Annotated in this window: 18 protein-coding genes; 1 reads left to right on the forward strand and 17 read right to left on the reverse strand. The window is 70.3% G+C overall.

Annotated features, from left to right (window positions below):
• Genes KUG38_RS02685 through KUG38_RS02740 form a run of 12 tightly spaced genes read right to left on the reverse strand, consistent with a single transcriptional unit; the run spans position 1 to position 15,857 of the window.
• Positions 1 to 2,064 (reverse strand): glycosyltransferase, encoded by a 2,064-nt coding sequence (locus KUG38_RS02685; RefSeq protein WP_216918933.1) that lies wholly within the window; start codon positions 2,062 to 2,064, stop codon positions 1 to 3.
• Complete coding sequence (locus tag KUG38_RS02690) at positions 2,061 to 2,996, reverse strand: glycosyltransferase family 2 protein (RefSeq protein WP_216918934.1); 936 nt, start codon at positions 2,994 to 2,996, stop codon at positions 2,061 to 2,063. Before KUG38_RS02690 ends, KUG38_RS02685 begins: the two co-directional genes overlap by 4 nt.
• The gene (locus KUG38_RS02695; protein WP_216918935.1) at positions 2,996 to 5,023 is read right to left on the reverse strand and encodes a glycosyltransferase family 2 protein; all 2,028 of its coding nucleotides are present in this window, start codon (positions 5,021 to 5,023) and stop codon (positions 2,996 to 2,998) included. Before KUG38_RS02695 ends, KUG38_RS02690 begins: the two co-directional genes overlap by 1 nt.
• Complete coding sequence (locus KUG38_RS02700) at positions 5,016 to 6,359, reverse strand: glycosyltransferase family 4 protein (protein WP_216918936.1); 1,344 nt, start codon at positions 6,357 to 6,359, stop codon at positions 5,016 to 5,018. Before KUG38_RS02700 ends, KUG38_RS02695 begins: the two co-directional genes overlap by 8 nt.
• Positions 6,356 to 7,240: a glycosyltransferase family 2 protein gene (locus KUG38_RS02705; RefSeq protein ID WP_216918937.1), complete on the reverse strand. Its 885-nt coding sequence runs from the start codon at positions 7,238 to 7,240 to the stop codon at positions 6,356 to 6,358. The genes KUG38_RS02700 and KUG38_RS02705 overlap by 4 nt, the downstream gene beginning before the upstream one ends.
• 22 nt (positions 7,241 to 7,262) lie before the next feature.
• The gene (locus KUG38_RS02710) at positions 7,263 to 8,384 is read right to left on the reverse strand and encodes a glycosyltransferase family protein (protein WP_216918938.1); all 1,122 of its coding nucleotides are present in this window, start codon (positions 8,382 to 8,384) and stop codon (positions 7,263 to 7,265) included.
• A gap of 16 nt (positions 8,385 to 8,400) precedes the next feature.
• Positions 8,401 to 9,285, reverse strand: coding sequence for a glycosyltransferase family A protein (locus KUG38_RS02715; protein ID WP_216918939.1), 885 nt, complete (start codon positions 9,283 to 9,285; stop codon positions 8,401 to 8,403).
• Entirely contained in the window at positions 9,282 to 10,193 is a 912-nt protein-coding gene (locus KUG38_RS02720) for a glycosyltransferase family 2 protein (RefSeq protein WP_216918940.1), read from the reverse strand. The genes KUG38_RS02715 and KUG38_RS02720 overlap by 4 nt, the downstream gene beginning before the upstream one ends.
• Entirely contained in the window at positions 10,186 to 11,415 is a 1,230-nt protein-coding gene (locus tag KUG38_RS02725; RefSeq protein ID WP_216918941.1) for a glycosyltransferase family 4 protein, read from the reverse strand. The genes KUG38_RS02720 and KUG38_RS02725 overlap by 8 nt, the downstream gene beginning before the upstream one ends.
• On the reverse strand, positions 11,412 to 12,962 hold the full coding sequence (locus KUG38_RS02730; RefSeq protein ID WP_216918942.1) for an asparagine synthase-related protein: 1,551 nt from the start codon (positions 12,960 to 12,962) through the stop codon (positions 11,412 to 11,414). Before KUG38_RS02730 ends, KUG38_RS02725 begins: the two co-directional genes overlap by 4 nt.
• Positions 12,959 to 13,888 (reverse strand): glycosyltransferase family 8 protein, encoded by a 930-nt coding sequence (locus KUG38_RS02735; protein WP_216918943.1) that lies wholly within the window; start codon positions 13,886 to 13,888, stop codon positions 12,959 to 12,961. The genes KUG38_RS02730 and KUG38_RS02735 overlap by 4 nt, the downstream gene beginning before the upstream one ends.
• Before the next feature lie 49 nt (positions 13,889 to 13,937).
• Positions 13,938 to 15,857, reverse strand: coding sequence for an ABC transporter ATP-binding protein (locus tag KUG38_RS02740; RefSeq protein ID WP_216918944.1), 1,920 nt, complete (start codon positions 15,855 to 15,857; stop codon positions 13,938 to 13,940).
• Between the two features lie 381 nt (positions 15,858 to 16,238).
• Between KUG38_RS02740 and KUG38_RS02745 the strand changes: the two genes are divergently transcribed.
• Positions 16,239 to 17,372 (forward strand): TIGR03790 family protein, encoded by a 1,134-nt coding sequence (locus KUG38_RS02745; protein ID WP_286195572.1) that lies wholly within the window; start codon positions 16,239 to 16,241, stop codon positions 17,370 to 17,372.
• Here the strand turns inward: KUG38_RS02745 and galE are convergent.
• From galE to KUG38_RS02770, 5 genes are all read right to left on the reverse strand, one after another.
• Positions 17,326 to 18,372, reverse strand: coding sequence for a UDP-glucose 4-epimerase GalE (galE, locus tag KUG38_RS02750; protein ID WP_094585499.1), 1,047 nt, complete (start codon positions 18,370 to 18,372; stop codon positions 17,326 to 17,328). The two genes, KUG38_RS02745 and galE, sit on opposite strands and share 47 nt — an antisense overlap.
• On the reverse strand, positions 18,369 to 19,337 hold the full coding sequence (locus KUG38_RS02755; RefSeq protein ID WP_216918945.1) for a GDP-L-fucose synthase family protein: 969 nt from the start codon (positions 19,335 to 19,337) through the stop codon (positions 18,369 to 18,371). The genes galE and KUG38_RS02755 overlap by 4 nt, the downstream gene beginning before the upstream one ends.
• 130 nt (positions 19,338 to 19,467) lie before the next feature.
• The gene (gmd, locus tag KUG38_RS02760) at positions 19,468 to 20,592 is read right to left on the reverse strand and encodes a GDP-mannose 4,6-dehydratase (RefSeq protein ID WP_216918946.1); all 1,125 of its coding nucleotides are present in this window, start codon (positions 20,590 to 20,592) and stop codon (positions 19,468 to 19,470) included.
• A gap of 305 nt (positions 20,593 to 20,897) precedes the next feature.
• A complete protein-coding gene (locus KUG38_RS02765; RefSeq protein ID WP_106220722.1) occupies positions 20,898 to 21,626 on the reverse strand; it encodes a Bax inhibitor-1/YccA family protein in 729 nt (242 codons plus the stop codon).
• 103 nt (positions 21,627 to 21,729) lie between these two features.
• Positions 21,730 to 22,236 (reverse strand): FUSC family protein, encoded by a 507-nt coding sequence (locus tag KUG38_RS02770; RefSeq protein ID WP_216918947.1) that lies wholly within the window; start codon positions 22,234 to 22,236, stop codon positions 21,730 to 21,732.
• Positions 22,237 to 22,238 lie beyond the last annotated feature (2 nt).

Genomic DNA, 22,238 nt, shown 5'->3' on the forward strand with positions numbered 1-22,238 from the left:
TCAGGGGCGCTCCAGCAGGGCCAGCCCCGCCAGGATGCCGTCTGCGGCCGTCCGCACACTGAAGTGGCTGTTGACGAGCTCCCGCGCCGTCTCCCCCATCCGGGCGGCGCCGGCCGGATCGGCGGCCATCCGCCCCATGGCCGCGGCCAGGGCCGCCGGCTGGCCGACGGGGCTCACCAGGCCCGTGCGGCCCTCGAAGACCAGATCCTCGGCACAGCCCACCTGGTCGCTCACGATCGCCGGCAGCCCGCAGGCCATGGCCTCGTTCACCACCAGCCCCCAGGTCTCGCCGTGGTCGGAGGGCAGCACCAGGGCGTCGGCCACCGCATAGGCCGAGGGCATGCCCGACTGGTTCACGAAGCCGGCGAAACTCACCGGCAGGCCTTGCTGGCTGGCCAGTGCCCTGCAGGCCTCCTCAAGGGGGCCGGTGCCCACGATCAACAGATGCACCGGGTGGGACAGGGGCTCCATCACCAGCTGCCGCAGCGCTTCGAGCAGGTCGAGCGGGCGTTTCTTGGGCTGGAGCTTGCCGGCGAACAGAAAACAGAAGGCCTCCCGGGGGATGGCCCAGTCCTGGCGCAGCTCATCCCGGCGGGGGCGCAGGGCCGCGGCCCGCTCGCCGAAGTAGGCGTTGTCGACGAAGTGGGGCGAGGGCACCAGCCGGTTCTGGGGCACACCGAACTGGCGGTACCAGCGGGCATTGGCCGTGCCCACGGGAAGGCCCACCGACACCCCGCGGAACAGGATCCAGTAGGTGAGGTTCAGGGGCCAGGGCCTGGGACGGAAGGCATTGGAGTCCATCCGCAGCAGCACCGGCAGGCCCTGCAGCCGGGCGGCGATGAACAGCTGCACCATGCCCAGGAAGTGCCAGCCGGTCAGCAGCAGGGCATCGGGTCGCTGCCGGGCCGGGCCGAACCCCAGTTCCCCCAGGGGCCGGGTCAGCCACACGCCCCGGTAGCCGGAGGTGATGCCGCGGCCCCGGCCGCTGGCGGCGCGGTGCCAGGGGTACCCCTCCAGCAGCGGCACGTCCCACTCGAAGGAGACCCCGAACCCCAGGCCCTGGGTGCGGGCGTCCGGAAGGGTGAGGTAGAGCACGTCCGTGGCCACGCCGGGGGCGGCGGCGAGGGCCTGGAACAGGGGCGTCTGGTACTGCACCGGGTGGCTGCCGGCGATCAGCAGCCGCCGGCGGCGGGTGGGCAGCAGGGCCGGACCCTTGCGCTGCAGGCGCAGGGCCCAGAGCAGGCCGCGCCCTTCGGCGATGAGGGTGGGGGGGATCCACCAGGGATGGCGCAGGTGGTGACGGCTGCGCACCGACCCCAGCCAGCCGCCCAGGCAGGCCCCCAGGGCCGCTGGCAGGGACTGGGTGCGCAGCTGGAAGTAGTAGCGCCCCACGGCATGGTCGGGCTTCACGGTGGTGAGGTGCTTGCCGTAGCTGCGGGTGCCGCCCCGCTCGGCCCGGAGGTGGTGGATCAGGGCACCGGGCACGTACTGGATCGGATGGCCGGCCTGGCGCCAGCGGAAGGCGAATTCAGCCTCGAAGCGGTAGGCCACCCGCACGAAGTTCTGGTCGAAACCGCCCAGCTCCAGGGCCAGCCGGCGGGGGATGGCCACGTTGCCCCCCATGAATTCCTCCACCGAGCGGGGCCGCAGGCTGTTGAACAGGAACGGCCCCTCCTCCGGGTCGCTCTGGCCCCGGTGCCAGGGCTGCAGCACCCGCCCGGCCAGCATGGCGTCGGGCTCGGCCCCGCCGGCCCGTTCGTGGGCGTTGAGCAGCTCCGGGTCCGGCAGGATGTCGTCGTCAAGGAACAGCACCCGATCGCCGCGGGCCTCCCGCAGGGCCACGTTCATGGCGCCGGTGATCGAGGGGGTCGGCAAGCGCAGCCACTTGATCCGTCCCTCCGCCTGCCAGGCGCCCAGCCGGGCTTCGCAGTCGGGATCGTGGCGGGGCGTCTGGTCGACCACCAGCAGCTCGAACGGGGGTGGATCCAGCGCCAGCAGGGCGGCAACGCTGTCGATCAGCACCTGATCGCGGCCGAAGGTGGGAATGGCGACGCTGAGGGTCATGGCAAGGCGGCCAGCTTGAGCCTGGCCTTGAGGTGCCAGGGGTTGAGGGCCAGGGCCTGGCGCAGGTACTGGCGGGCCAGATCCGGACGCTCGTGGCTGAGGCAGGCGCCGATGAAGTAGGCCCCGTCGGCCTGCCGGCGCGGTTGGGCCCGCAGGCCGCGGCAGCGTTCGCTCAGGGCCTCGGCCTCCTCCAGGACGGGCGCCTCCGGCTGCCCGCCGCGGCGGGCCCGGGTGGCCGCCACGATCAGGGCATGGAACGCCTCCTGTTCCCGGCGCCGGGAGCCGCTGATCGAGCCGGGGGAGAGGGTGGCCTCGTAGAGCACCTCCGGCACCACCAGGTGGCTGCCGAGCTCCACCATGCGGCTCCAGAGATCGATGTCCTGGGCGAAATAGAACATCGGCCGATAGCCTCCGGCGCGCTCATAGGCGCTGCGCCGCATCATCACCGAGCCGTGGATGGCCGGACCGGTGAGGCCATCGGCCAGCTCCCCGGGCTCCGGAGCGTTCACGCGCACGGTCGCCCCTTCCGGCACCACCAGCCGCACATGGGTGGAGCAGAGGCTGGCTTCCGGGTTGTCCTCCAGGCAGCGCACCTGCCGCAGCAGCCGGCCCGGCAGGGAGATGTCACCGGCGTCCTGGCGGGCGATGAAGACCCCGCGCGCCACCTGGCAGCCCTCGATCAGCGAGCGGGTCAGGCCCCGGCCCGGCCGCTCCAGCACCCGCAGCCGCGGGTCGGCGGCGGCCCGCGCCGCCAGCAGGGCGCCCGTGTCGTCGCTGGAGCCGTCGTTGACGACCACCACCTCCAGGTTCACCCCCTCCTGACCGGCGAGGGAATCGAGGCCGGCGGCGAGGCCGGCCCCGCCGTTGCGAACCCCCATCACCACCGACACCAGCGGGGCCGTGCCGGATTCGTGCTCCACAGTCTCCTGCATCACCTCAGGTCATGTTCCCCCCCGGGGCGGGGTTCTGGCTGCAGCCGTGTCCGGACTCCCATGCTCAGCCGGGCCGCCCGCCCCCAGCCCAGGGCCGTGGCCAGCAGGCCGTAGAGCAGGAACTCCAGCTGCCGTCGCGGCCGCCGGGCTCCGTGGCGCCGAGCCAGCTGGAACAGACGTCGGGCGGCCTGCTCGGCGCCGGCGGCGCCGCATTGGCGGCTGAGCAGGAAGGCGGAGCGGCAGAAGCGGGCCATCTCGGGGCCGTCGGGGTTGACGCCGGCGGCCAGGGCGCTGCGCAGCAGGGAGTCCTGGGCCCGGGCCCGGTCCGCCAGCTTGCGGGGGTCGAGGTGGCCCCGGTCGCTGAGGTGGTCGTCGCCCATGTGGATCCGCCGCACCGACACCTCGCCAGGCACCCACACCAGGGGCGTCCCGGTCGCGCCGGCCCGGCCGTCGTACTCCCAGTCCTCCTCGTTGATCCAGGGCTGCCAGGGGCCGATGCGGTCGAGCAGGTCGCGCCGGTAGAGGGGACAGCTGGTGGTCCACCAGCGCTCCAGCAGCAGCCGGGGGAACAGCCGCTCCAGGTGCTGGCCGGTGGCCCGCATCGGGCCGCGCCGTTCGACGGGCCGCCGGGAATGGTCCTCCTCCAGGCTGGGGCCGTAGGCGATCCCGGCCCCGGGAGAGCGCTGCAGGGCCCCCACCTGGGCGCTGAACTTGCCGGCCAGCAGCAGGTCGTCGCTGTCGAGGTACTGGACGAATTCGCCGCGGCTGTGGTCCAGGCCCCGCTGGCGGGCGGCGCCGGGGCCGCCGTTGGGCTGGTGGATCACCCGGATGAGGTCCGGATGGGCGGCGGCCAGGCCATCGGCCACCGCGGCGGTGTCGTCGCTGGAGCCGTCGTCGACGATGACGATCTCGATCGGCCGGTGGTCCTGCTGGAGCACGCTGGCCACCGCTTCGCGCAGCAGGGCGGCGCGGTTGTGCACCGGGATGATCGTGCTGACCAGGCCGGGCACCGGGGCGGGCCGCAGGTCGGCGATGCGCTCGAGGGCGGGGCGCCGCATCACGGCCCGGGCCCGCTCCAGGTTGGGATTGTCCTTCTGGTGCTTGAGGGGCTGGCCGCGGTGCCAGAGGTGCACGATCGGCTCGTAGCCCCAGATCCAGGTGGGCCGGGTGAGGCAGCGGTCCCAGAACTCGTTGTCCTCGCCGCCCCAGCCGACGAAGCCCTCATCCATGCCGCCGATGGCGGCATAGGCCTCGGCGGTGATGGCCATCGAGCCGCCGGCCTCCAGGTTCTGCACGATCGCCTCCGCCGGCCGTGCGTCGTAGGCGTCGGAGCCGGCCAGCACGGCCGCGCTGTGGGCCTCGTCGAGGTAGAAGACGAACCGCTTCGGGTTCACCACCGCGTAGCCGCGGGCGATCCGCTCCAGCAGGCGGCGGGCGTAGCCGGTGGGCACGAGCATGTCGTTGTCGTGCAGGAGCAGCACCGGGGCTCGGGCCTCGCGGGCGCCGAGGTTGAAGGTGTGGGAGCGGTTGTAGGGGGCGGCCGGGTCCGGCAGGGGCCCATGGACGTGGCGCACCCAGGGCGGCAGGCGGTCGGCGATGCGGGGCTCGCTGTCCTGCTCGATCACCAGGCACTCCAGCCGCACGCCCTCCTGGGCGGCGAGGGACTCCAGGGTGGCCAGCAGCAGGGGCAGCCGCTCGCTGCCCCGGTGGCCGATCAGCACGCTCAGCTCCGGCGGCCCATCGGCCCAGCCGGGGCTGGCGCGGCGCCGGATCGGCGCCGTCGCCAGGCAGCGGCGCAGCAGGCGTCGGCCCAGCTCCGGCTGGATGGCCGGCGCGTGCAGGCGGGAGGTGTAGCGCCACAGGCAGGCCTGGCCCCATCCGTCGGGAGCGGCCTCCAGCCGCTCGCGGCGGTTGGCGATCCGGAGCTGGGCCGGTGCCGGCCGGCGCAGCAGCCCCTCGTAGCGGAGCCGGTCCATCAGCCACACCCCCAGCCGCTCCCGCGGGGTGGGCCCTGCCGCTTCAGCCATGGGAGGCACCGGGGTCGTCGAGGCGGGCCGCCGCCGTCAGCAGGTCCTCGCCAGCCGCCCCTCCGCCTGCGGCACTGCCGGCGCCTGTGCCGCCGGAGTGGGGCCACTCGCTGCCGGCGCTGCCGTGGCGGAAGCGGAGCCCCAGCAGCCGGCGCAGCCCCTCGCCCCGCCGACGGCCCAGCCAGCGGTCCAGCCGTCCGGCGGGGGGCGGCGCCGGCTCGGAGGGGGCCTCCGGCAGGGGGGGCAGTTCCATCACCTGGTCGAGGGCGCGGCGCCAGGCGGCCAGGGAGGCCGCCTCGCTGTAGCGCCCCGCCACCAGGCCGTGACCGGCCCTGGACAGCCGCTCCAGCAGGGCGGGGTCCCGCAGCCGCGCCAGTTCGCCGGCCGCGGCGTCCGTATCCCCGCAGGGGAACAGCAGGGCCGTGGCGTCGTGCACCAGGGCCCCCTCCAGGCCCGCCCCCACGTAGCGGCTGCTCACCACGGCCATGCCACTGGCCATGGCCTGCCAGGCCACGATCGGGCCCGTCTCCCAGGAGGAGGTGATCACCAGGGCATGGTGATGGCCGTAGATCTCCGCCGCCAGCCGGCCCTGGTCGACATGGCCGAGCATGCGCACGTGGCCGCGTTCGATCCAGGGGGTCAGGGAGGCCTCCAGGACCGGACGCTCCCTGCCGTCACCGGCGATGCTGAGCTGGACGTTGATGCCCCGGGCCTGCAGCGCCTCCAGCAACGGCGGCAGATCGTGGACCCGCTTCTGGGGCTGCTCCAGCCGCCCCACCCAGGCCAGCCGCAGGGTGGTGGCCGGATCGCCGCCGGGGGGCTGCCAGGCCGGCACCGGCACGCCGTAGGGGGCGTAGAGCACCCGGCTCGGATCCATCCCGCTCCGCCCGCTCGCCAGCCGGCAGGCCAGGCGGTTGGTGGCGATCACCGCGTCGATGCCGGCGCCGTGAACCAGCAGGTCGCCGAAGTAGTCCGCCTGCAGCGCATGCAGGGTCATCACCACCCGTCCGTGGAACCGGCCCTGGCGCCGGGCCCGCTGGGCCGCGGGGTAAAGGTCGACGAGGTTGACGCCGAGCACCAGGTCCGGGTCCAGCCTGCCGAGCAGGCTGGCGATGGCGCGGATTCGGCCTTCGGCGCTGCCGCTGGGGTTGACGATCGGCTCGGCCGCCAGGGCCGGATAGGCCCGGGCGTAGGGACCATGGCGGTGATGGTCCCCGTCGGGCACCGCCACGGTCACCTCCAGCCCCCCCTCCCGCAGGCCAGGCACCAGGTTCGCCAGCCAGTCCTGGACACCGCCGAGCAGGTAGGCGGACGGGGCGAGCACCAGCACCCTCATGGCGTCCGATCCAGGTGCACGATCCCCGGCCCGGCCGCGTTCAGGGGCGGCACGGGCAGGTGCGGCAGGGGGGCGATGGGCCGCACGTGGTGGCCGAGCTGGCGGATGTAGGTCCCCTCCGGCCCCGGGCAGCGTTCCCACTTGCGGACGAACACCTCCTGGTTGGCGGAGGTGTACTTGCCCCAGACGCGCTCCGACTGGCCGTCGAAGGAGGTGGTGGCGGGCTGGTCGTTCGCATGGTGCAGATAGGGACAGGCCACTCCACCGATCCGCACCCCCGCGAGGGAGGCCCGGGCGGTGTAGTCCATGTCCTCGAAGCCGATGCCGCTGAAGCTCTGGTCGAAGGCGCCGATCCGCTCCCAGCAGCGGCGGCTGATGGCGAAGTGGGACCAGGTGTTGTTCAGCAGGCTGAGGTCCACCGACTCCCAGGCCATCGCTTCGGCCCAGCGCCGCAGGTAGGGGTCGATGCGCAGATCGTCGTTGAGCACCAGGGTGGTGGCGGTGGGGCTGGCCTGAAGGAGTTCGTTCCACATCTGGCAGAGCCCCACCACCCGCTCATGCAGCAGGAAGCGGCGATGGGGCGGCTCGCCGTTGGCCAGCTCGCGGCACAGCCGCTCCAGGTAGCGGCTCTGGCTGGCCCCATCACCGTGGCCGTTGACCACCACCAGGATCGGCACCTCCGGAAAGCTGCGCCGCAGGGAGCGGTAGAGGGGACGGAAGTAGGTCTCGTAGCGGGCCTCGAAGGTGGTGATCGCGAAGCTGAAGCGGTCGCCGAGGGGCCGCCGCGGCGGCAGCAGGGCCCGCGGGATGCGGCGGCGGCTGCCGTGGACCACGGCCCGGGCGGCGAGGTAGAGGCGCAGGTTGAGGGAGGAGCGGTTCATGGCGGCGGTGGTGGGTGCTCCCTCAGGGGCGCCCCAGGGCGCCGATCGCCTCCACCAGGGCGCGGTAACGCTCCTGGGGGCGGATGTGGTCGCGGAAGCAGCGGGCACAGTCCTCCCGCCGGGCGTCCAGGTCGGCCCCCAGGTGGTGGGCCGCCGCCAGGAAGCCGGCGCCGTCGTCGACCATCACGCCGCAGCCGAAGTCCTCGACGAACTGGAAGCTCGGCTGGCGGCTGCAGATCACTGGCACCCCCATGGCGAGGTACATGCACAGCCGGTTGGAGCTGACCCCCATGGCCTGGAACTGGGGCGCCGGATTGGTGTAGACGGCGAGGCCGATGTCGTAGCCCACGGCCGATCGCCAGGCCTCCTGCCAGGACAGCCGGCCGGTCTCGATGTGGAGCCGGCCCCCCAGGCTCAGGCGCCGCAGCAGGTAGAGCGCCAGGGGGTCCACCCCCAGGGGCTGGACCACGGCGCAGAGCGCCGGATCCTCATGCAGGGCGTCGAGCAGCCAGTCGGCGCCGGCGGTGAGGTTGAAGCCCCCGGAGATGGCCAGGGTGAGGGCATCCGATGGCAGGCCCCAGCGCTGGCGAAGCTCCCGGCGCAGCACCTGATCCCGCTGGGGGGGCTGCCGGAAACAGCCGGGGTAGACCAGAACGGGCTGGTCCGGCGGCAGGCCGGCATAGTCGCGCACCAGATCCACCCGGTGGGTGTCGTTGACGATGGTGAAGCGCGCCCGCCGGTAGGCCTGCAGGCAGAGCCCTTTCCAGCGTTCCGAGCGGGGGCCCCGGTAGCTGCCGGCGCGGATCTCGTCCCCCAGGACGAAGGAGGGACGGCGGTGCAGGCGGGCCAGCACGCCCACCACGGCGATCGGATCCTCGGTGGTGCCCGAGAAGCAGGCGTAGCGGCGCCAGCGCGGCCGCCAGGCCTGGCTGAGCAGCCAGCGCATCGAATAGGCCACCGGGTGCGTGCTGACCCGGTCGCCGTAGGGGGCGGTGCTGCCGCAGGGCCCGGGGGCGAAGACATGGACGTCGTAGCCGTTCTCCAGCAGGGCGGAGATGATCGCCTCGTTGGGGGGCGAGTGCAGCAGCTCCGGCACCAGCAGGAAGTGGGCGGCGATCGGCCGTGGCGACGAGGGACCGGTCATGGAGGAAACGATGGGGCTAGAGCGCCCTGGGGGTGCGGGTGGTGCTGAGGTCGGTGGGAAGCTCCAGCCTGCCGGCGCTGTAGTCCTCCAGCAGCCGGTGGGTGTAGGAGCGGATGAAGTCCACCGGGAAATCCTTGCGCGAGGGGTTCGGCGCCGTTTCGGTCTTCTCCCGGGCGGCGATCCGGTCGTACCAGTTGTGGTAGTGGGTGATCGTGCCGTCGAGCCCGTAGAAGTTGCCGAGCCCGTAGCGCAGGTAGGCCAGCTCGTCGCTCCAGATCGCCGGTGGGGAGGCCGGCGTGAACAACGGCTCGCTGGCCCGGTTGGACACATAGACGTCCATGGGCACCCAGCTGAGCCGGCGCCGCTTCAGTTCCATCGGCAGGTGGTGGGTGATGTGGGGGCCCTGGAAGTCCACCTCGTAGCGCGGCCGCGGGAACCGCCCCTTGCGCCGCCAGTGGAGGCGCCGGCAGCGGCGGAACCGCTGGGTGTGCATCAGCAGGAAGGAGCTCTCCGGCATGCCCGCACCGAAGGGGCGGGTGAGCGGTCCGCAGCCGATGTCCTGCGGTGAGACCAGCGCCACCCCCTCGTGGAAACGCGAACGGCACAGCTGGAACCAGTCCGGTGCCAGCAGGATCACGTCCGCATGCAACAGCAGCGTGTACGGAGAACGGGAACGGTTCAGCAGGGCATTGAGCGCGTCCGGCTGGCTGCAGCGGCGCTGCACCACCTCGGCCCCCCGCTCGCTGGCGATCGCCACGGAGCGGTCGGTGGAGCCATTGTCCAGCACGCAGACGTGGGTCTCCAGGCCCCGGGTGGTGCGCTGGAGCGCCTCCAGGCAGTGGGGCAGGAACAGCTCGCTGTTCCAGCTGGTGATGCCGACGAAGAGTTCGGGGGTCGTCATGGTCGGGGGAGGAGCCGCAGGCGGCGCAGCAGCCGCACCGGCAGCTGGCGCTCCAGGGCCGAGAGTCGCTCGCCGAGGGCGGACTTCTCCGCCAGCAGCCGCTGCACCAGGCGATCGAGGGAGGCGCTGGCCCCGTAGCGGGCGTAGATGGTGGCCAGTTCGGCCGGAAAACGTTCCCCCTGGCGCCGGGTCTTCACGGTGGGGTAATAGCGCATCGCCCCCAGTTTCTCCTGGGTGACGATGCCGGAGCAGCGCTGCGAGAAGCGCCACCAGAGGTCGTAGTCCATCAGCAGGCTCAGGGACTCGTCCACCTGCCCCCCGGCCTCCTGCCAGAGGGAAGCGCTCCAGAAGCAGCTCTGCTGCAGGAGGAAGCAGCCATTCTCGATCGCCAGCATGGTGTCCTCGGATCCCTCCCGGCCCGGCACATGGCGCAGGAACTGCTGGTCGGCGCTGATGATGTCGCCACTGCCGATCACCCAGCGGCCGCCGGGCTTGGCGGCGAAGCAGGCCAGCACGGTGTGGAAGGCACCGGGCAGATAGACGTCGTCGGAGTTGAGCCAGGCCAGGATCGAACCGCTGGCCCGGCGGAAGCCCTTGTTGATCGCGTCCGACTGGCCCCGGTCGGGCTCGCTGATCAGCACCGAGATCCAGGGGCGGTAGCGCTCCAGCACCGCCGGGGTGTCGTCGGTGCTGCCCCCATCCACCACGATGATCTCGACGTTGTCGTAGCCCTGCCAGAGGATCGAGAGCAGGGTGTCCTCGATGTAGGCCCCCTGGTTGAGGGTGGGGATGACGATGGAGAAGAGCGGCCGGTCCGGGTCGCTGCGGAACCGATCGGGCACGGAAATGGCCGCGGCTCCGGACCAGCCGTAGAGGGGGCGGGTTTCGGGCAGGGGCACCTCAGCCATGGTGGGGTCCGGCCGCGACGGCCCGTTCCATGCAGGCCAGCAGACGGGGCGCCACGTCGTCGATGCCGGACTCCCGCCACACCCTGGCCCGGCTGCGCTCCCCCAGGCGGCGCCGGCTGTCCGGGTCGTTGCTGAGCCGGTGCAGGCCGGCGGCGAAGGCCGCCAGGTCGAGGTAGGGGACGGCCAGCCCGCAGCCGTCGGCCACGAAGTCGACGATGCCGCCGCCGCCCTCGAAGCAGATGGTCGGCACGGCCGAGGCGGCGGCCTCGAGGGCCACCAGGGGATAGGGGTCCTCCCGCGACAGCAGGCCATGGACGGCGAAGCGGCCGATGACGCCGATGGCGGAGGGCATCGGTGGCAGCAGCAGGGCCCGGTGCTCGAGCCCCAGCAGCTGCAGATCCCGCCGGGCCATCAGCACTGGCTCCTGCCCTGGCGAGGCCCCGAGCCAGACGGCCAGGAAAGGCTGGCCGGCGAAGACCCGCTCACATTCCTTCACCAGCAGGGGGAAGAGGTCGAAACCCTTGCGGGTGATCGCCTGGCCTGCGAAGCCGAACACGAAGGTGCCCGCCGCCAGGGCCGCTTCCAGGGGCTCCAGTGCGGGCTCCAGTGCGGGCTCCAGGCTGGTGGGCTCGCCCGGCAGGGTCTCCGGCGGGGGCTGGCCCTGTCCGGGGGCGGCGTAGGGCAGGAATCCCGGAATCACGGTGCAGCGCTGCAGGGGCAGTCCGTGGTGGGTGTGCAGGGATTGCCTCACCCCTTCGGCGCAGGCCACCACGACGCTGGACATGGACAGCTGGCGGGCCACGGCCTCCGGGCTGCTCATGGTGGCCAGGGTCGTTTCCAGTTCATGGACATGGCTGAGGCAGGCCGGGCGGGCCGGATCGGCGGCGAGGCCCCGGAGGTGCTGGCCCAGCACCAGGGTGTTCAGGTAGATCAGCTCCGGCCGGTGACGCTGCACCGCCCCCTCCAGCAGCTCGGCGGGACTGGCCGCCCTTCCCCGTCCCAGCCGGGCGGCAACACGCTCGCGCAGGGGCTGGAAGAGCGGCCGGCTCCAGGCCTCGGTGGGCGCCAGGGCTTCGAAATCGGGGCGCAGGGGACCATCACTGAGCAGCACGACCGCCGGTTCGATGCCGCGCTTCTGCGCCATCAGCCAGCGCAGCAGCCAGAGCAGCAGCAGCGGGGCACCACTGCGGGTGGCCATGTGGGAGACGAACAGCACCCTCATGGGGCGATCACCTGCTTCCAGACAATCAGGGTGAGCAGGAAGGCCAGGGTCCTGGTCCGGTCGGTGCCGCTGCGGTGGGCCTCCAGGATCCGCCCGATCAGCTCGGGATCGACCAGATCGTCGATCCGTCCGGCGTGGTCGAGCAGGAAGGCATGCATCCGCGGGTCGCGGTACCAGTCGGCGCTGAGGTCGTAGCTCACGTAGCGGGCCCGCCGCATCGGCGGCGTCCAGTAGAGGGGAGGGGCCTTGGGCAGCATGCGGCGCCGGTCGAAGCCGTTCTCCTCCGGAAAGCTCAGCAGTTCGGGGCAGTTGCGGGCGATGGCATGGCGGTGCCAGTTGGAGCCCAGCTTCCAGCCATCGGGAAGGTTCCAGATCGCCTCGATCCAGCGGCGGTCGTGGAACGGGGAGCGCCAGGCACTGGAGGCCCGGTACATGCGGATGCCGTTGGCGTAGAAGTTCGGCACCCGCTGCTCGAAGTAATAGCGGGTGAGGCCTTCCAGGAACCCACCGCGGCAGAAGCCCGCCAGGCGAGCGGCCCGACGGTCGCGGCCCTCTGCCACCAGCTCGGCGGCCAGCGGCGGCGCCAGGTGGTGCAGTTCCTCGGCCGAGAAACTGGGGTGCCGGTTCAGTTTCATCCTCCAGAACCGGCCGAGGGCGACGTCGGGGGCCAGGGAGGCGAAGCGGCCCAGCCAGCCGCGGTCGAAGTAGTAGGAACGGGCGAATTCCCCCAGGGTGCCGACGAAGAACGTGGCCTCGGCGGGGATCGCGGCCTTGAGGGGATAGAGGAAGGTGTGCCAGTGCCAGGCGGTCTTGGTGCCGTTGGTGACGCTGGAGATGGTGGGCGCGTGGGCGAAGACGTCGTCCAGCTCGAGGCTGATCAGCTGGTGGGGCAGATCGAAGCGCTGGGCCATGCGGCGGGCCACCTGCACGTCGGTCGCGTCCTCCCGCCCCATCGTGATCAGATGGGGACGCAGGCCTTGGCGCAGCATCGACGCCAGGATCACCCGCGAATCGAACCCGCCCGAAAGCGAGAGATAGGGGTTGTCTCCCGCCAGCCTCAGGACCGCGGCGTTGAGCGCGTCGACGGCGGCGTCGGGGTCGGCAGGGGCCGGCGGGATGTGGTCGAGAACCGCGACGGTGTGGAGGGAGACCCTGCCATCGGTGAAGTGGAGGATGCTGCCGGGGGGCACCCGGCGGATCGCCGGGTGGAGGGTCTGGTTGTCGGTCAGGTTCTCCAGCTGGCAGAGATCGCCGAGGGCCTGCCAGTTCCAGCTCCAGGCCAGGCCGCTGCGGCGCAGGATCTCGGCGACCCGGTCGCCGTGGAAGAGGCGGCCGTCGTGCTCAAGGACGTAGTAATGGGTGGCCCCCACCGGCGAGGTGACCACGGTCACGTCCCCGGCGTCGGTCTCGATCACCAGCGCGTACTCCCCCTGGGTCTCGGCCAGGGCGCGGCTTCCCTGGCGCAGGAAGCGACCCAGCAGATCCGCCTCGGTGCTGTCGGCGTAGCCGATGCAGGTGAGCCGATGGTCGCCGATCTGGATGGTCATCGGTGGCGGGGGGCCAGCCTGCCGAGCATGGCCTTGCCGGCCTTCTTGACCCGGAACCGCAGGCGTCCGAGCCGTTCCCCCAGGGAGGTGCTGGGGGTGCCTTCCAGGGGCAGGTGCCCCCAGGGCGTCTGCTGGCGGATCTCCAGGTACCGCTGCCGCCAGGGGTGGGTGCAGCGATGGTGCCAGGGCTTGGCCACGCCCGACCCTGCGAAGTGGATCACCGCGGGGCTCGTCCGGGCCCGCTCCGCCTGCCGGCCCAGGGGGGTGTCGGCAGCGGTGTACTCGGGATGCATCCAGAGGTGGGGCAGGGCGTTGTAGCGCCAGTCGAGGGGACGCCAGCGGGCCTCGAGCAGGGAATTGAGCACGTCCTGGTCCCAGTGCTTGATCCGCTCGGGATGGGTGCGGGCGAACTCCAGCCCGTTGGCCAGGATGTTCTCCCGCCGCCAGCGGCCCAGATCGATGAGCATCGCCCCGGCATTGAAGACGAGGGAGCCCTCCGCCAGGCCGAGGCGGTTGCGGTCGAACTCCTGGTTGTGTTCCTCCACCGCACCGATGCTGTTCCCCTCCAGTGGTGATTCCCAGAGGTCCCGCAGCGTGTCGACCACGATCAGGTCGGAATCCAGGTAGAGGACCTTCTCCACCGCATGGGGAAGGGCCGCCGGCAGCAGCAGCCGGAAATAGGTGGCCAGGCTGATGTGGCCGAAGACGGGGAAACCCGCGAGCATCTGCTCATCCAGCTGCAGAAAGGAGACCGAAGGAAGGAACTCGCCGAGATAGGCCGCCAGCCGTGCTCGTTCCGCGGCATCGATGACACCGTGGAGGATATAGACGCTGAGGCTTTCTGTTGGATTGGAGAGCTGCAGGGACTTCAGCATCACGGCGCAGTGCCGGATGTAGTTGTTGTCGATCGTGCAGGCAATGATCATGAGAACGATTCGTGCTCCTGCAAGGTCGGCCCAGTGAGTGGGAAAGCCATCAGACGGGTGCTGCCGATAGGGACGTTTGCTGGGGGTGTTTGGATTGGTCATTCCAGAGTCTGGCGTAGAGACCCTCCTGGGCCAGCAGCTCATGGTGGCGGCCCCGCTCCACGATTCTTCCTTCGGAAAGCACACAGATCACGTCGGCATTGACGATCGTACTGAGACGGTGGGCGATCACCAGAACGGTGTGCTGGCGCTCGAACTGTTCGATCGCTTGTTGCACCAGACGTTCGCTCTGACTGTCGAGGGCACTGGTGGCCTCATCGAGGATCAGCAGTTCAGGTCGGCGCAGAATCGCCCTGGCCAGGGAGATTCTCTGGCGTTGGCCGCCGCTGAGCCGGTAGCCCCGTTCTCCGATCTTGGTGTCGTAGCCCTCGGGAAGGTCGCTGATGAAGCGGGAGGCCTGGGCCTTGGCTGCCGCCGCCATGATGTCGTCCATGGAGGCGTCCTCGACACCGAAGCCGATGTTGCTGGCGATGCTGGCGTTGAACAGGAAGGTGTCCTGGCTGACGACCCCCAGCCGCTGCTGCCAGCTGGCCAGATTGATCGACCGGATATCGACGCCGTCGACGAGGATCCGGCCGCCGGTGGGCTCGTAGAGGCCCACCAGCAGATCGGCGATGGAGCTCTTGCCGGCGCCGCTGGAGCCGACCAGGGCCACCGTCTGGCCGCGGCCGATCGTCAGCTGGATGGAGGAGAGGGCCTCCGGCAGATTGGGGCTGTAGCGCAAGGAAACGTCGTCCAGCTGAATCCGATCGCTGAGTGCCGTAAAGGGCACGCCACCGGTGCGGATGAATTCCTTGTCGTCATCGCGCAGGATGTCGTTCAGACGCTCCACACTGGCACTGTTGGCCGCATAGCCCGTGGCCAGGCCTGTGAGAGTGCCGACCCTCTGGTTGAGTCTCTGGAGGGCGATGATGAAGGTCACCAGGCTCGGCAGGACGCCGCTGCTGCGATCCTTGAACACCATCAGGCTGAGTGCCGCGATGATGGCGATCGAGATGATCGGCAGCATGTTGGAAATCGGCTGCACGACGTTCGACAGCTTGCTCTGTCGGATGGACAGACGTTTGCTTTCGCCAAGCAGTACCTTCAGTTTTTGCCTGGAACTTTCCAGCTGCCCCGTGCTGTGCAGGAGCCGCAGACCCTGGATCTGCTCGTTCTGATGGCTGGACAGTTCGACGCCCACCGTTTGCTGCTCGCGTGAATTCCTGCGAATCCGGGGCAGCAGCACTTTCTGGATGGTCTGCATGACGCTGGCCATGGCGAAGGCCACCAGCAGAAGCCATGGGGAGATGGCCACCAGGATGCCTAGGTAGATGATCAGCTGCAGGCTGTTCATCAACAGCCCGTTGGCCAGGTTGATTTCCTTCTGAACGGTGCTGCCGCCGGAGCCGACATAATTCAGCAGGTCGCCCACCCGGTACCGGCTGGCACAGCCGAAGGTCAGGGAGAGGACCCGATCGTTCAGTTTGGCGGTGATTTCGGTGCCCATCCGGGCCCCCATCACGGCGGTGCTGACGCTGTTGATGTAACTGGTCGCCGCCATCAGGCCCTGCAGGGCCACGGCGGTGGCCAGGAGCAGGATGAAGATGCCGTCGCGACCGGAGCGGGTGCTGAGGGTGCTGTTCAGCCAGTCGTGCAACCAGGGAAGCTGGCTCAGGGATCCGAGGACGGAAATCTTGCTCCAGTCACTGTTCTCGGGAGCACTGATCAGGCTGACCGAAAGAAAGATGATCCCGAGGGTGGCGCCCTCACTGAGGCTGGCGACCAGACTGGTGGAGAAGTTGAGCGCCAGAAGCTTCCAGTATTTCTTCGCCGAATGACGGATCAGACGTGCTGCGGGCCTCTGGTCGGTCAGGGGGGCTAGCAGGGGGCTGGGGAGTCGTCTGGCGATGCGATGGAGAAGCGGCATCAACGGTGAGGCGGAAAGGGAGCAGGAATCGGCGGCTGGGGAATCGGGGCTGTGGCGGGGTGCCGATTCCGGTCGGGGTGTCGCCTCCGGGTCTCACGAGGCGAGCTCAGATCTGAGGCTTGCATCAGCCCGGCGGGCCAGGGGATCGGGATGGCAACGATCTGGGAGGCCGGTGACCTCAAATCTAGGCCGCTACCGGGGTCCTGCACGACGTTGGGCTGGTCCTACGATTGGTATCGCCGCAGGGCAGGACGCCGTTTGGGTCGCCGTCCGTCAGCCCTTGACCTCCTGTCACCCACTCTCTTCGCCCCTCCTTCCCAGGACTGATCCGGCTGCGCAGCCGCAACTGCCGGCCCCGTCCCCAGCCTCACCGCTTCCGCCATGGCCCCTCCTCCGCCACGTGCGTGGCGCCGCCGCCTGGCCGTGGGGGTGGCGCTGCTGCTGCCCCTGACCCTGGCGGCCAGTGGCAGCCCCTGGAGCGGGAAAGGCTCCCTCGGCGCCGGGACTCCCTCCCGCGGCCCCCTCGACCATCGCCACCTGGCGATCATCATCAACGCCGCCGATCCCCTCAGCGAGACCATCGGGCGGGAGTACCAGGCGGCCCGGCTGATCCCCCCGGACCAGGTGATCCGGGTGCGCTTCCCGCCCGGGAAGGCGTCGCTCAACCCTGGGCTGTTCCGCCGCATCAAGGCCAGCGTCGACCGGCAGACCCCGCCCCATGTCCAGGTCTATGCCCTGGCCTGGGCAGCCCCGTACCGGGTCGGGTGCCAGTCGATCACCAGCGCCTTCAGCTTCGGCCTCGATGCGCGCTTCTGCGCCAGCGGTTGCCGCCCCACCGCCCTGAGCCCCCTGTTCGCCCGCGGTGACGTGCGCCGCCCCTGGGATCAGCTGCGGGTCCGGCCCAGCATGATGCTGGCGGCCACCAGCGGGGCGGCGGCCCGGCGCCTGATCCAGCAGGGCGTGGCTTCGGACGGGACCGCACCACCGGGGACGGCCTACCTGCTGAGCACCAGCGATGCCAGGCGCAACCGACGGGCCGCCGGTTACAACCGGGTCATGGCGGCCATCGGCTCCCGCCTGCGGGTGCGGATCATCGAGAGCGACACCCTGGTGGGCGCCCAGGACGTGATGGCCTACGTCACCGGGCTGGCCTTCCCCGTGGGCCTGCGCACCAACCGCTTCCGGCCCGGTGCCGTCGCCGACCATCTCACCTCCTTCGGGGGGCAGCTGACCGACAGCCCGCAGATGAGTGCGCTCCGCTGGCTCGAGGCCGGCGCCACCGGCAGTTACGGCACCGTGGTGGAACCGTGCAGTTTCCCGGCCAAGTTTCCCGATCCCGGCCTGCTGCTCGCCTACTACCTCCGTGGCGACACCCTGATCGAGAGCTACTGGCGCAGTGTGGCCATGCCCGGTCAGGGGGTGTTCATCGGCGAGCCCCTGGCCAGACCCTGGCCAGTGGTGGGTGGCGTCAGCCCTGGTGACGCCGCTGGTGCCACGCCCAGGCGTGCTCGATGATCGTTTCCAGCTCCGGGAAGCGGGGTCGCCAGCCGAGTTCCTGGTGGGCCCGGGTGGCCCCGGCCACCAGCTGGGGAGGGTCACCGTCGCGGCGCTTGGCCACATGGGCCAGCAGGCCCCGGCCGGTGACGGCCTTGGCGGTTTCGATCACCTGCTGCACCGAGTAGCCGGTGCCGTTGCCGAGGTTGTAGATCAGCGGTCGGCGCTCGCTCTCCTCCCGTTCCCGCAGCCGCAGCAACCGCTCCAGCCCCAGGACGTGGGCGTCGGCCAGGTCGGCCACGTGGATGTAATCGCGGATGCAGGTGCCGTCCGGGGTGGGGTAGTCGTCGCCGAAGATCTGCAGGTAAGGCTCCCGGCCGCTCATGGTGTCGAGCACCCTGGGGATCAGGTGGGTCTCCGGGTTGTGATCCTCCCCCAGGTCACCGTCGGGGTCGGCACCGGCGGCATTGAAGTAGCGGAAGATCACGCTGGGCAGGCCGTAGGCCGCCGCGAAGTCGGTGAGCAGCTGCTCCACCATCCACTTGCTGCGGCCGTAGGGATTGATCGGGGCCTGGGGGTGGTCCTCGGTGATCGGCACCTGCTGGGGAATGCCGTAGGTGGCGCAGGTGGAGGAGAACACGATCGGCAACGGCCGCTCGGTGGCCACCAGGGCCTCGAGCAGGGTGAGGGTGTCGCCCAGGTTGTTGCGGTAGTACTTGGCGGGATCGGTCACCGATTCGCCCACATAGGCGTAGGCGGCGAAGTGCAGCACCGCCTCGATCGGCTTGCCCTCCAGGGCGGTGCCGTCCAGGGCGGGATGGCGGCCCCGCAGCAGGGGTTCGAGCACCTCACGGTCGCCCACCTGGCCCAGCACCAGCGGCACCTTCAGGGTCTTTTCGACGATGTCGGCATGGCCGTAGACCAGGTTGTCGAGCACCACGGGCTGGTGCCCCGCCCTGGTCAGGGCCCGGACGGCATGGCTGCCGATGTAGCCGGCGCCCCCGGTGACGAGGATCCTCACAGCCGCACCTCGGCACCGCTGGCCCGCTCGCTGACGAACTCCGCCACGGTGCGGCGCAGTCCGTCCGGCAGGGGAATCGTCGCCCGCCAGCCCAGGCCGGCCAGGCGGCCCACATCCAGGAGCTTGCGGGGGGTGCCGTCCGGCTTGGAGGTGTCCCAGGCGATGCGTCCGCGGAACCCGACCGCCTCGGCCACCATGGTGGCCAGCTCCTTGATGCTCACGTCCGTTCCCGTTCCCACGTTGATGTGCTGGAGCTCATCGGCGCCCGGTTGCCAGTGGCGCAGGCAGAACAGGGCCGCATCCGCCAGATCATCGACGTGGAGGAACTCCCGCCGCGGGCTGCCGCTGCCCCAGCAGACCACCTCCTCGGCGCCGGTCTCCCGGGCCTCCTGGAAGCGACGGATCAGGCCGGGCAGCACATGGCTGTTGGTGGGGTGGTAGTTGTCGCCCGGGCCATAGAGATTGGTGGGCATCAGGCTGATGGCATCGAAGCCGTGCTGCTGCCGCAGGGCGCGACACAGCTGGATGCCGGTGATCTTGGCGATGGCGTACCACTCGTTGGTGGGCTCCAGGGGCCCGCCGAGCAGGGCCTCCTCCCGGATCGGCTGCTCGGCCAGCTTGGGGTAGATGCAGCTGCTGCCGAGGAACAGCAGGCGCCGGGTGCCCTGCCTCCAGGAGCTCTCGATCACGTTCTGCTGGATCTTGAGGTTGTCGAGCAGGAAGTCGGCCGGGTAGGTGGCGTTGGCGAGGATGCCCCCCACCCGCGCCGCCGCCAGCACCACCACGTCGGGCCGCTGGTCGGCGAACCAGGCCGCCACAGCGGGGCCGTCCATGAGGTCGAGGTCCGAGCGGCCCACGCGGAGCAGGTGGCGGTGGCCTTCCGCCTCCAGGCGCCGGGCGATGGCCGAGCCGGCCATGCCGCGATGGCCGGCGATGAAGATCCGATCGTTCGTTGAGATCAGCATGGGGAAATCGTCAGGCCCCCGCGCTGCCGGGCGGGGTTGCGGACCGCGGGAGAGGGCGTCGTTCCAGCGAAGGTCCGCTTCGACGAGAACGGGTCACGGCCCTGACCATAGCGGCGTTTCTCAGGCCGATTCACGGGGCGGCCGTCACCCCGACCTGGGGGGGATTCTCCATCGAGCCGACGACGGTGAACCCTTCCCGTCGCAGGGTGGCCTCCTTGGCGGCCTCCTCCTTGTCGGTGGCCACCATCTCCGCCACCAGTTCCTCCAGGGTGGTGGTGGGGGTCCAGCCCAGCCGCTCCCGGGCCCGGGTGGGATCCCCCAGCAGGGTCTCCACCTCCGCCGGCCGGAAGTAGCGCCGGTCGATGCGCACCACCGTGGCGCCGGTGTCGCGCCGGGCGCCCGTCTCCTCGACGCCGCTGCCGTTCCAGACGATGCCGCCCCAGCCGAGTTCCTCGGCGGTGAGCTCGATGAAACGGCGCACCGACTCCTGCCGCCCCGTGGCGATCACGAAGTCCTCGGGTTTCTCCTGCTGCAGCATCCGCCACTGCATTTCCACGTAATCCCGGGCGTGACCCCAGTCCCGCAGGGAGTCGAGGTTGCCCATGAACAGGCCCTGATCCAGACCGGCATCGATGCGGGCCAGACCCCGGGTGATCTTGCGGGTGACGAAGGTCTCTCCCCGCCGGGGGCTTTCGTGGTTGAACAGGATGCCGTTGCAGGCGTACATGCCGTAGGCCTCCCGGTAGTTGACCGTGATCCAGTAGGCGTAGAGCTTGGCCACGCCGTAGGGACTGCGCGGATAGAAGGGGGTGGTTTCCTTCTGGGGAATCTCCTGCACCAGCCCATAGAGTTCGCTGGTGCTGGCCTGGTAGATGCGGGTCTTGTCCGTCAGCCCAAGGATGCGGACGGCTTCCAGGATCCGCAGGGTGCCGAGGGCATCGGAGTTGGCCGTGTATTCGGGACTTTCGAAGCTCACGGCCACGTGGCTCTGGGCTCCGAGGTTGTAGATCTCGTCCGGCTGGATCTGTTGAACGATCCTGATCAGATTGGTGGAGTCCGTCAGATCGCCGTAGTGCAGAACCAGGCGGGGATTCTGCTCGTGGGGATCCTGGTAGAGGTGGTCGATCCTGTCGGTGTTGAAGCTGCTGGCCCGCCGTTTGATCCCATGCACCACATACCCTTTCTCCAGGAGCAACTCCGCCAGGTAGGAACCGTCCTGGCCGGTGATCCCGGTGATCAGAGCCGTTTTGGTCATGGGGTTTCCGTTGTGTTCAGAAGGTGATGGGGCCACGCCTGCCGAGGCGGCGTGCAGGTTGCCCCTGGTGCTGGGCCATGCCTGGCGGGTCCGGCAGGAGTCGCTGGGAGCTTAGCCGGGCCGTCGGGGGGCGTCCGCCGATGGTCGCCACAGCGGCGCCTGGAGATGGGCGGTGACGGTGGTGGGGAGGGAGATCGTGCTGACCGGCGCCGATGGATCGCGACAAAAAAAGATGGACCCATCCGGAATGGACAGGCCCATGGGGAAGGCTTGGATGAGGAGAACGATCAAGGCCTGGGACGGCCTCAGTCGCGGCGGCCGCCACCCTGCAGGGCGATGATCAGGCGCAGGATGAAGATGAACAGGTTGATGTAGGTGAGATACATGCCCAGGGCGCCGGCCAGATACTGGTCGTCGCTGTAGGTGCGGGGCATGGTGTAGAAGTCGACGAAGGCGGCTCCCACGAACAGGACGGTGCCGAAGCCGGCGATCATCAGCTCGAAACCGTTGCCGCCGAAGCCGGGGATGAAGATCCCGCCCACCAGCTGCACCACCATGGCGATCAGCAGGCCGACGATGCCCAGGCCCACCACCCCGCTCAGGGCCTGGCCGAGGTTGTCGCTCATGTTGCGGCCCACCACCGAGGCGATCACGAAGGTGATGCCGGTGGCCAGGGCCGCGGTGCCGATCGCTCCGATGCCGGCGGTGCCGATGGCCATCGCCACGATGCCGCTGAGGGTGAAGCCGGTGATCAGGCTGTAGGTGGCCAGGATCGGCAGGGCGGTGCCGTTATTGCCCTTCATGGCGGCGTTCTGGGCCACGAAGAACAGGATGAAGTTGCCGATCAGCGACACCCAGAACAGGGGCATGAAGATCGGGTTGCCGATCATCGAGAGGCCACCGACCACACCGACGGCCGTGAGCACCATGCCGCCGCCCACGTAGGGGAGGGCCTTGTTGACCACGTTGGGTCCGACCAGGGCGCTGGACTGGGCTTCGCGAATCGCTTCCTGAAAGTTGCTGCGGGCCGGCATGGCGCTGGCATTTCAAACTGAATCCATCTTGCCAGCGGCCCCAGGGTTGCGGCGGGGGCGCCGGTTCGGATCTCCCCATGGGGGCCCCTTGTGCGGACAGGCTTCAGGCCTCGTCCAGGGGCTGGCGCCGCGATCCGGGCCACAGCCACACCGCCAGCAGGGCCACGGCCGTGCCGATGCAGGATTCCAGGAAGCGCAGCAGGGCATTCACCCCCGGACTCAGGGCCGGATCCAGGCTGCCGGTGACCATCACGACGATCACCGTGATCGCCGCCAGGCGGCCGTGGCTGGGCACGTTGATCGCCGCGCAGAGCATCACCGTGGCGAAGATCGCCAGGGCCATGCCGAGGGGGTGAAAGGGCAGCAGCGTCAGGTACACCGCACTGGTGATGGCGCCGATCGCCGACCCCAGAATCCGCAGCGAGGCGGAGGAGGCCGCATCCTTGCGGGTCACCTGGGTGACCATGACGGCGGAGATCGCCGACCAGAGGGCGCCGATCTTGGGCAGATAGCCGGGAAACAGGCTCGTGAACCAGAAGCCCAGCAGGTAGGCCACCAGGGCGGCCACCGCGATCTGGGCGGGAATGCGCAGCCGTTCGGCGCTCTTCATGG

The organism is Synechococcus sp. CCAP 1479/9 (assembly GCF_019038535.1).
Classification (GTDB): Bacteria; Cyanobacteriota; Cyanobacteriia; order PCC-6307; family Cyanobiaceae; genus Cyanobium.

What these genes read in the sequence shown, in the direction of transcription:
- KUG38_RS02685 (WP_216918933.1), bottom strand. Translation starts at nt 2,064, where the DNA reads ATGACCCTCAGCGTCGCCATTCCCACCTTCGGCCGCGATCAGGTGCTG.
- KUG38_RS02690 (WP_216918934.1), bottom strand. Translation starts at nt 2,996, where the DNA reads ATGCAGGAGACTGTGGAGCACGAATCCGGCACGGCCCCGCTGGTGTCG.
- KUG38_RS02695 (WP_216918935.1), bottom strand. Translation starts at nt 5,023, where the DNA reads ATGGCTGAAGCGGCAGGGCCCACCCCGCGGGAGCGGCTGGGGGTGTGG.
- KUG38_RS02700 (WP_216918936.1), bottom strand. Translation starts at nt 6,359, where the DNA reads ATGAGGGTGCTGGTGCTCGCCCCGTCCGCCTACCTGCTCGGCGGTGTC.
- KUG38_RS02705 (WP_216918937.1), bottom strand. Translation starts at nt 7,240, where the DNA reads ATGAACCGCTCCTCCCTCAACCTGCGCCTCTACCTCGCCGCCCGGGCC.
- KUG38_RS02710 (WP_216918938.1), bottom strand. Translation starts at nt 8,384, where the DNA reads ATGACCGGTCCCTCGTCGCCACGGCCGATCGCCGCCCACTTCCTGCTG.
- KUG38_RS02715 (WP_216918939.1), bottom strand. Translation starts at nt 9,285, where the DNA reads ATGACGACCCCCGAACTCTTCGTCGGCATCACCAGCTGGAACAGCGAG.
- KUG38_RS02720 (WP_216918940.1), bottom strand. Translation starts at nt 10,193, where the DNA reads ATGGCTGAGGTGCCCCTGCCCGAAACCCGCCCCCTCTACGGCTGGTCC.
- KUG38_RS02725 (WP_216918941.1), bottom strand. Translation starts at nt 11,415, where the DNA reads ATGAGGGTGCTGTTCGTCTCCCACATGGCCACCCGCAGTGGTGCCCCG.
- KUG38_RS02730 (WP_216918942.1), bottom strand. Translation starts at nt 12,962, where the DNA reads ATGACCATCCAGATCGGCGACCATCGGCTCACCTGCATCGGCTACGCC.
- KUG38_RS02735 (WP_216918943.1), bottom strand. Translation starts at nt 13,888, where the DNA reads ATGATCATTGCCTGCACGATCGACAACAACTACATCCGGCACTGCGCC.
- KUG38_RS02740 (WP_216918944.1), bottom strand. Translation starts at nt 15,857, where the DNA reads ATGCCGCTTCTCCATCGCATCGCCAGACGACTCCCCAGCCCCCTGCTA.
- KUG38_RS02745 (WP_286195572.1), top strand. Translation starts at nt 16,239, where the DNA reads ATGGCCCCTCCTCCGCCACGTGCGTGGCGCCGCCGCCTGGCCGTGGGG.
- KUG38_RS02755 (WP_216918945.1), bottom strand. Translation starts at nt 19,337, where the DNA reads ATGCTGATCTCAACGAACGATCGGATCTTCATCGCCGGCCATCGCGGC.
- gmd (WP_216918946.1), bottom strand. Translation starts at nt 20,592, where the DNA reads ATGACCAAAACGGCTCTGATCACCGGGATCACCGGCCAGGACGGTTCC.
- KUG38_RS02765 (WP_106220722.1), bottom strand. Translation starts at nt 21,626, where the DNA reads ATGCCGGCCCGCAGCAACTTTCAGGAAGCGATTCGCGAAGCCCAGTCC.
- KUG38_RS02770 (WP_216918947.1), bottom strand. Translation starts at nt 22,236, where the DNA reads ATGAAGAGCGCCGAACGGCTGCGCATTCCCGCCCAGATCGCGGTGGCC.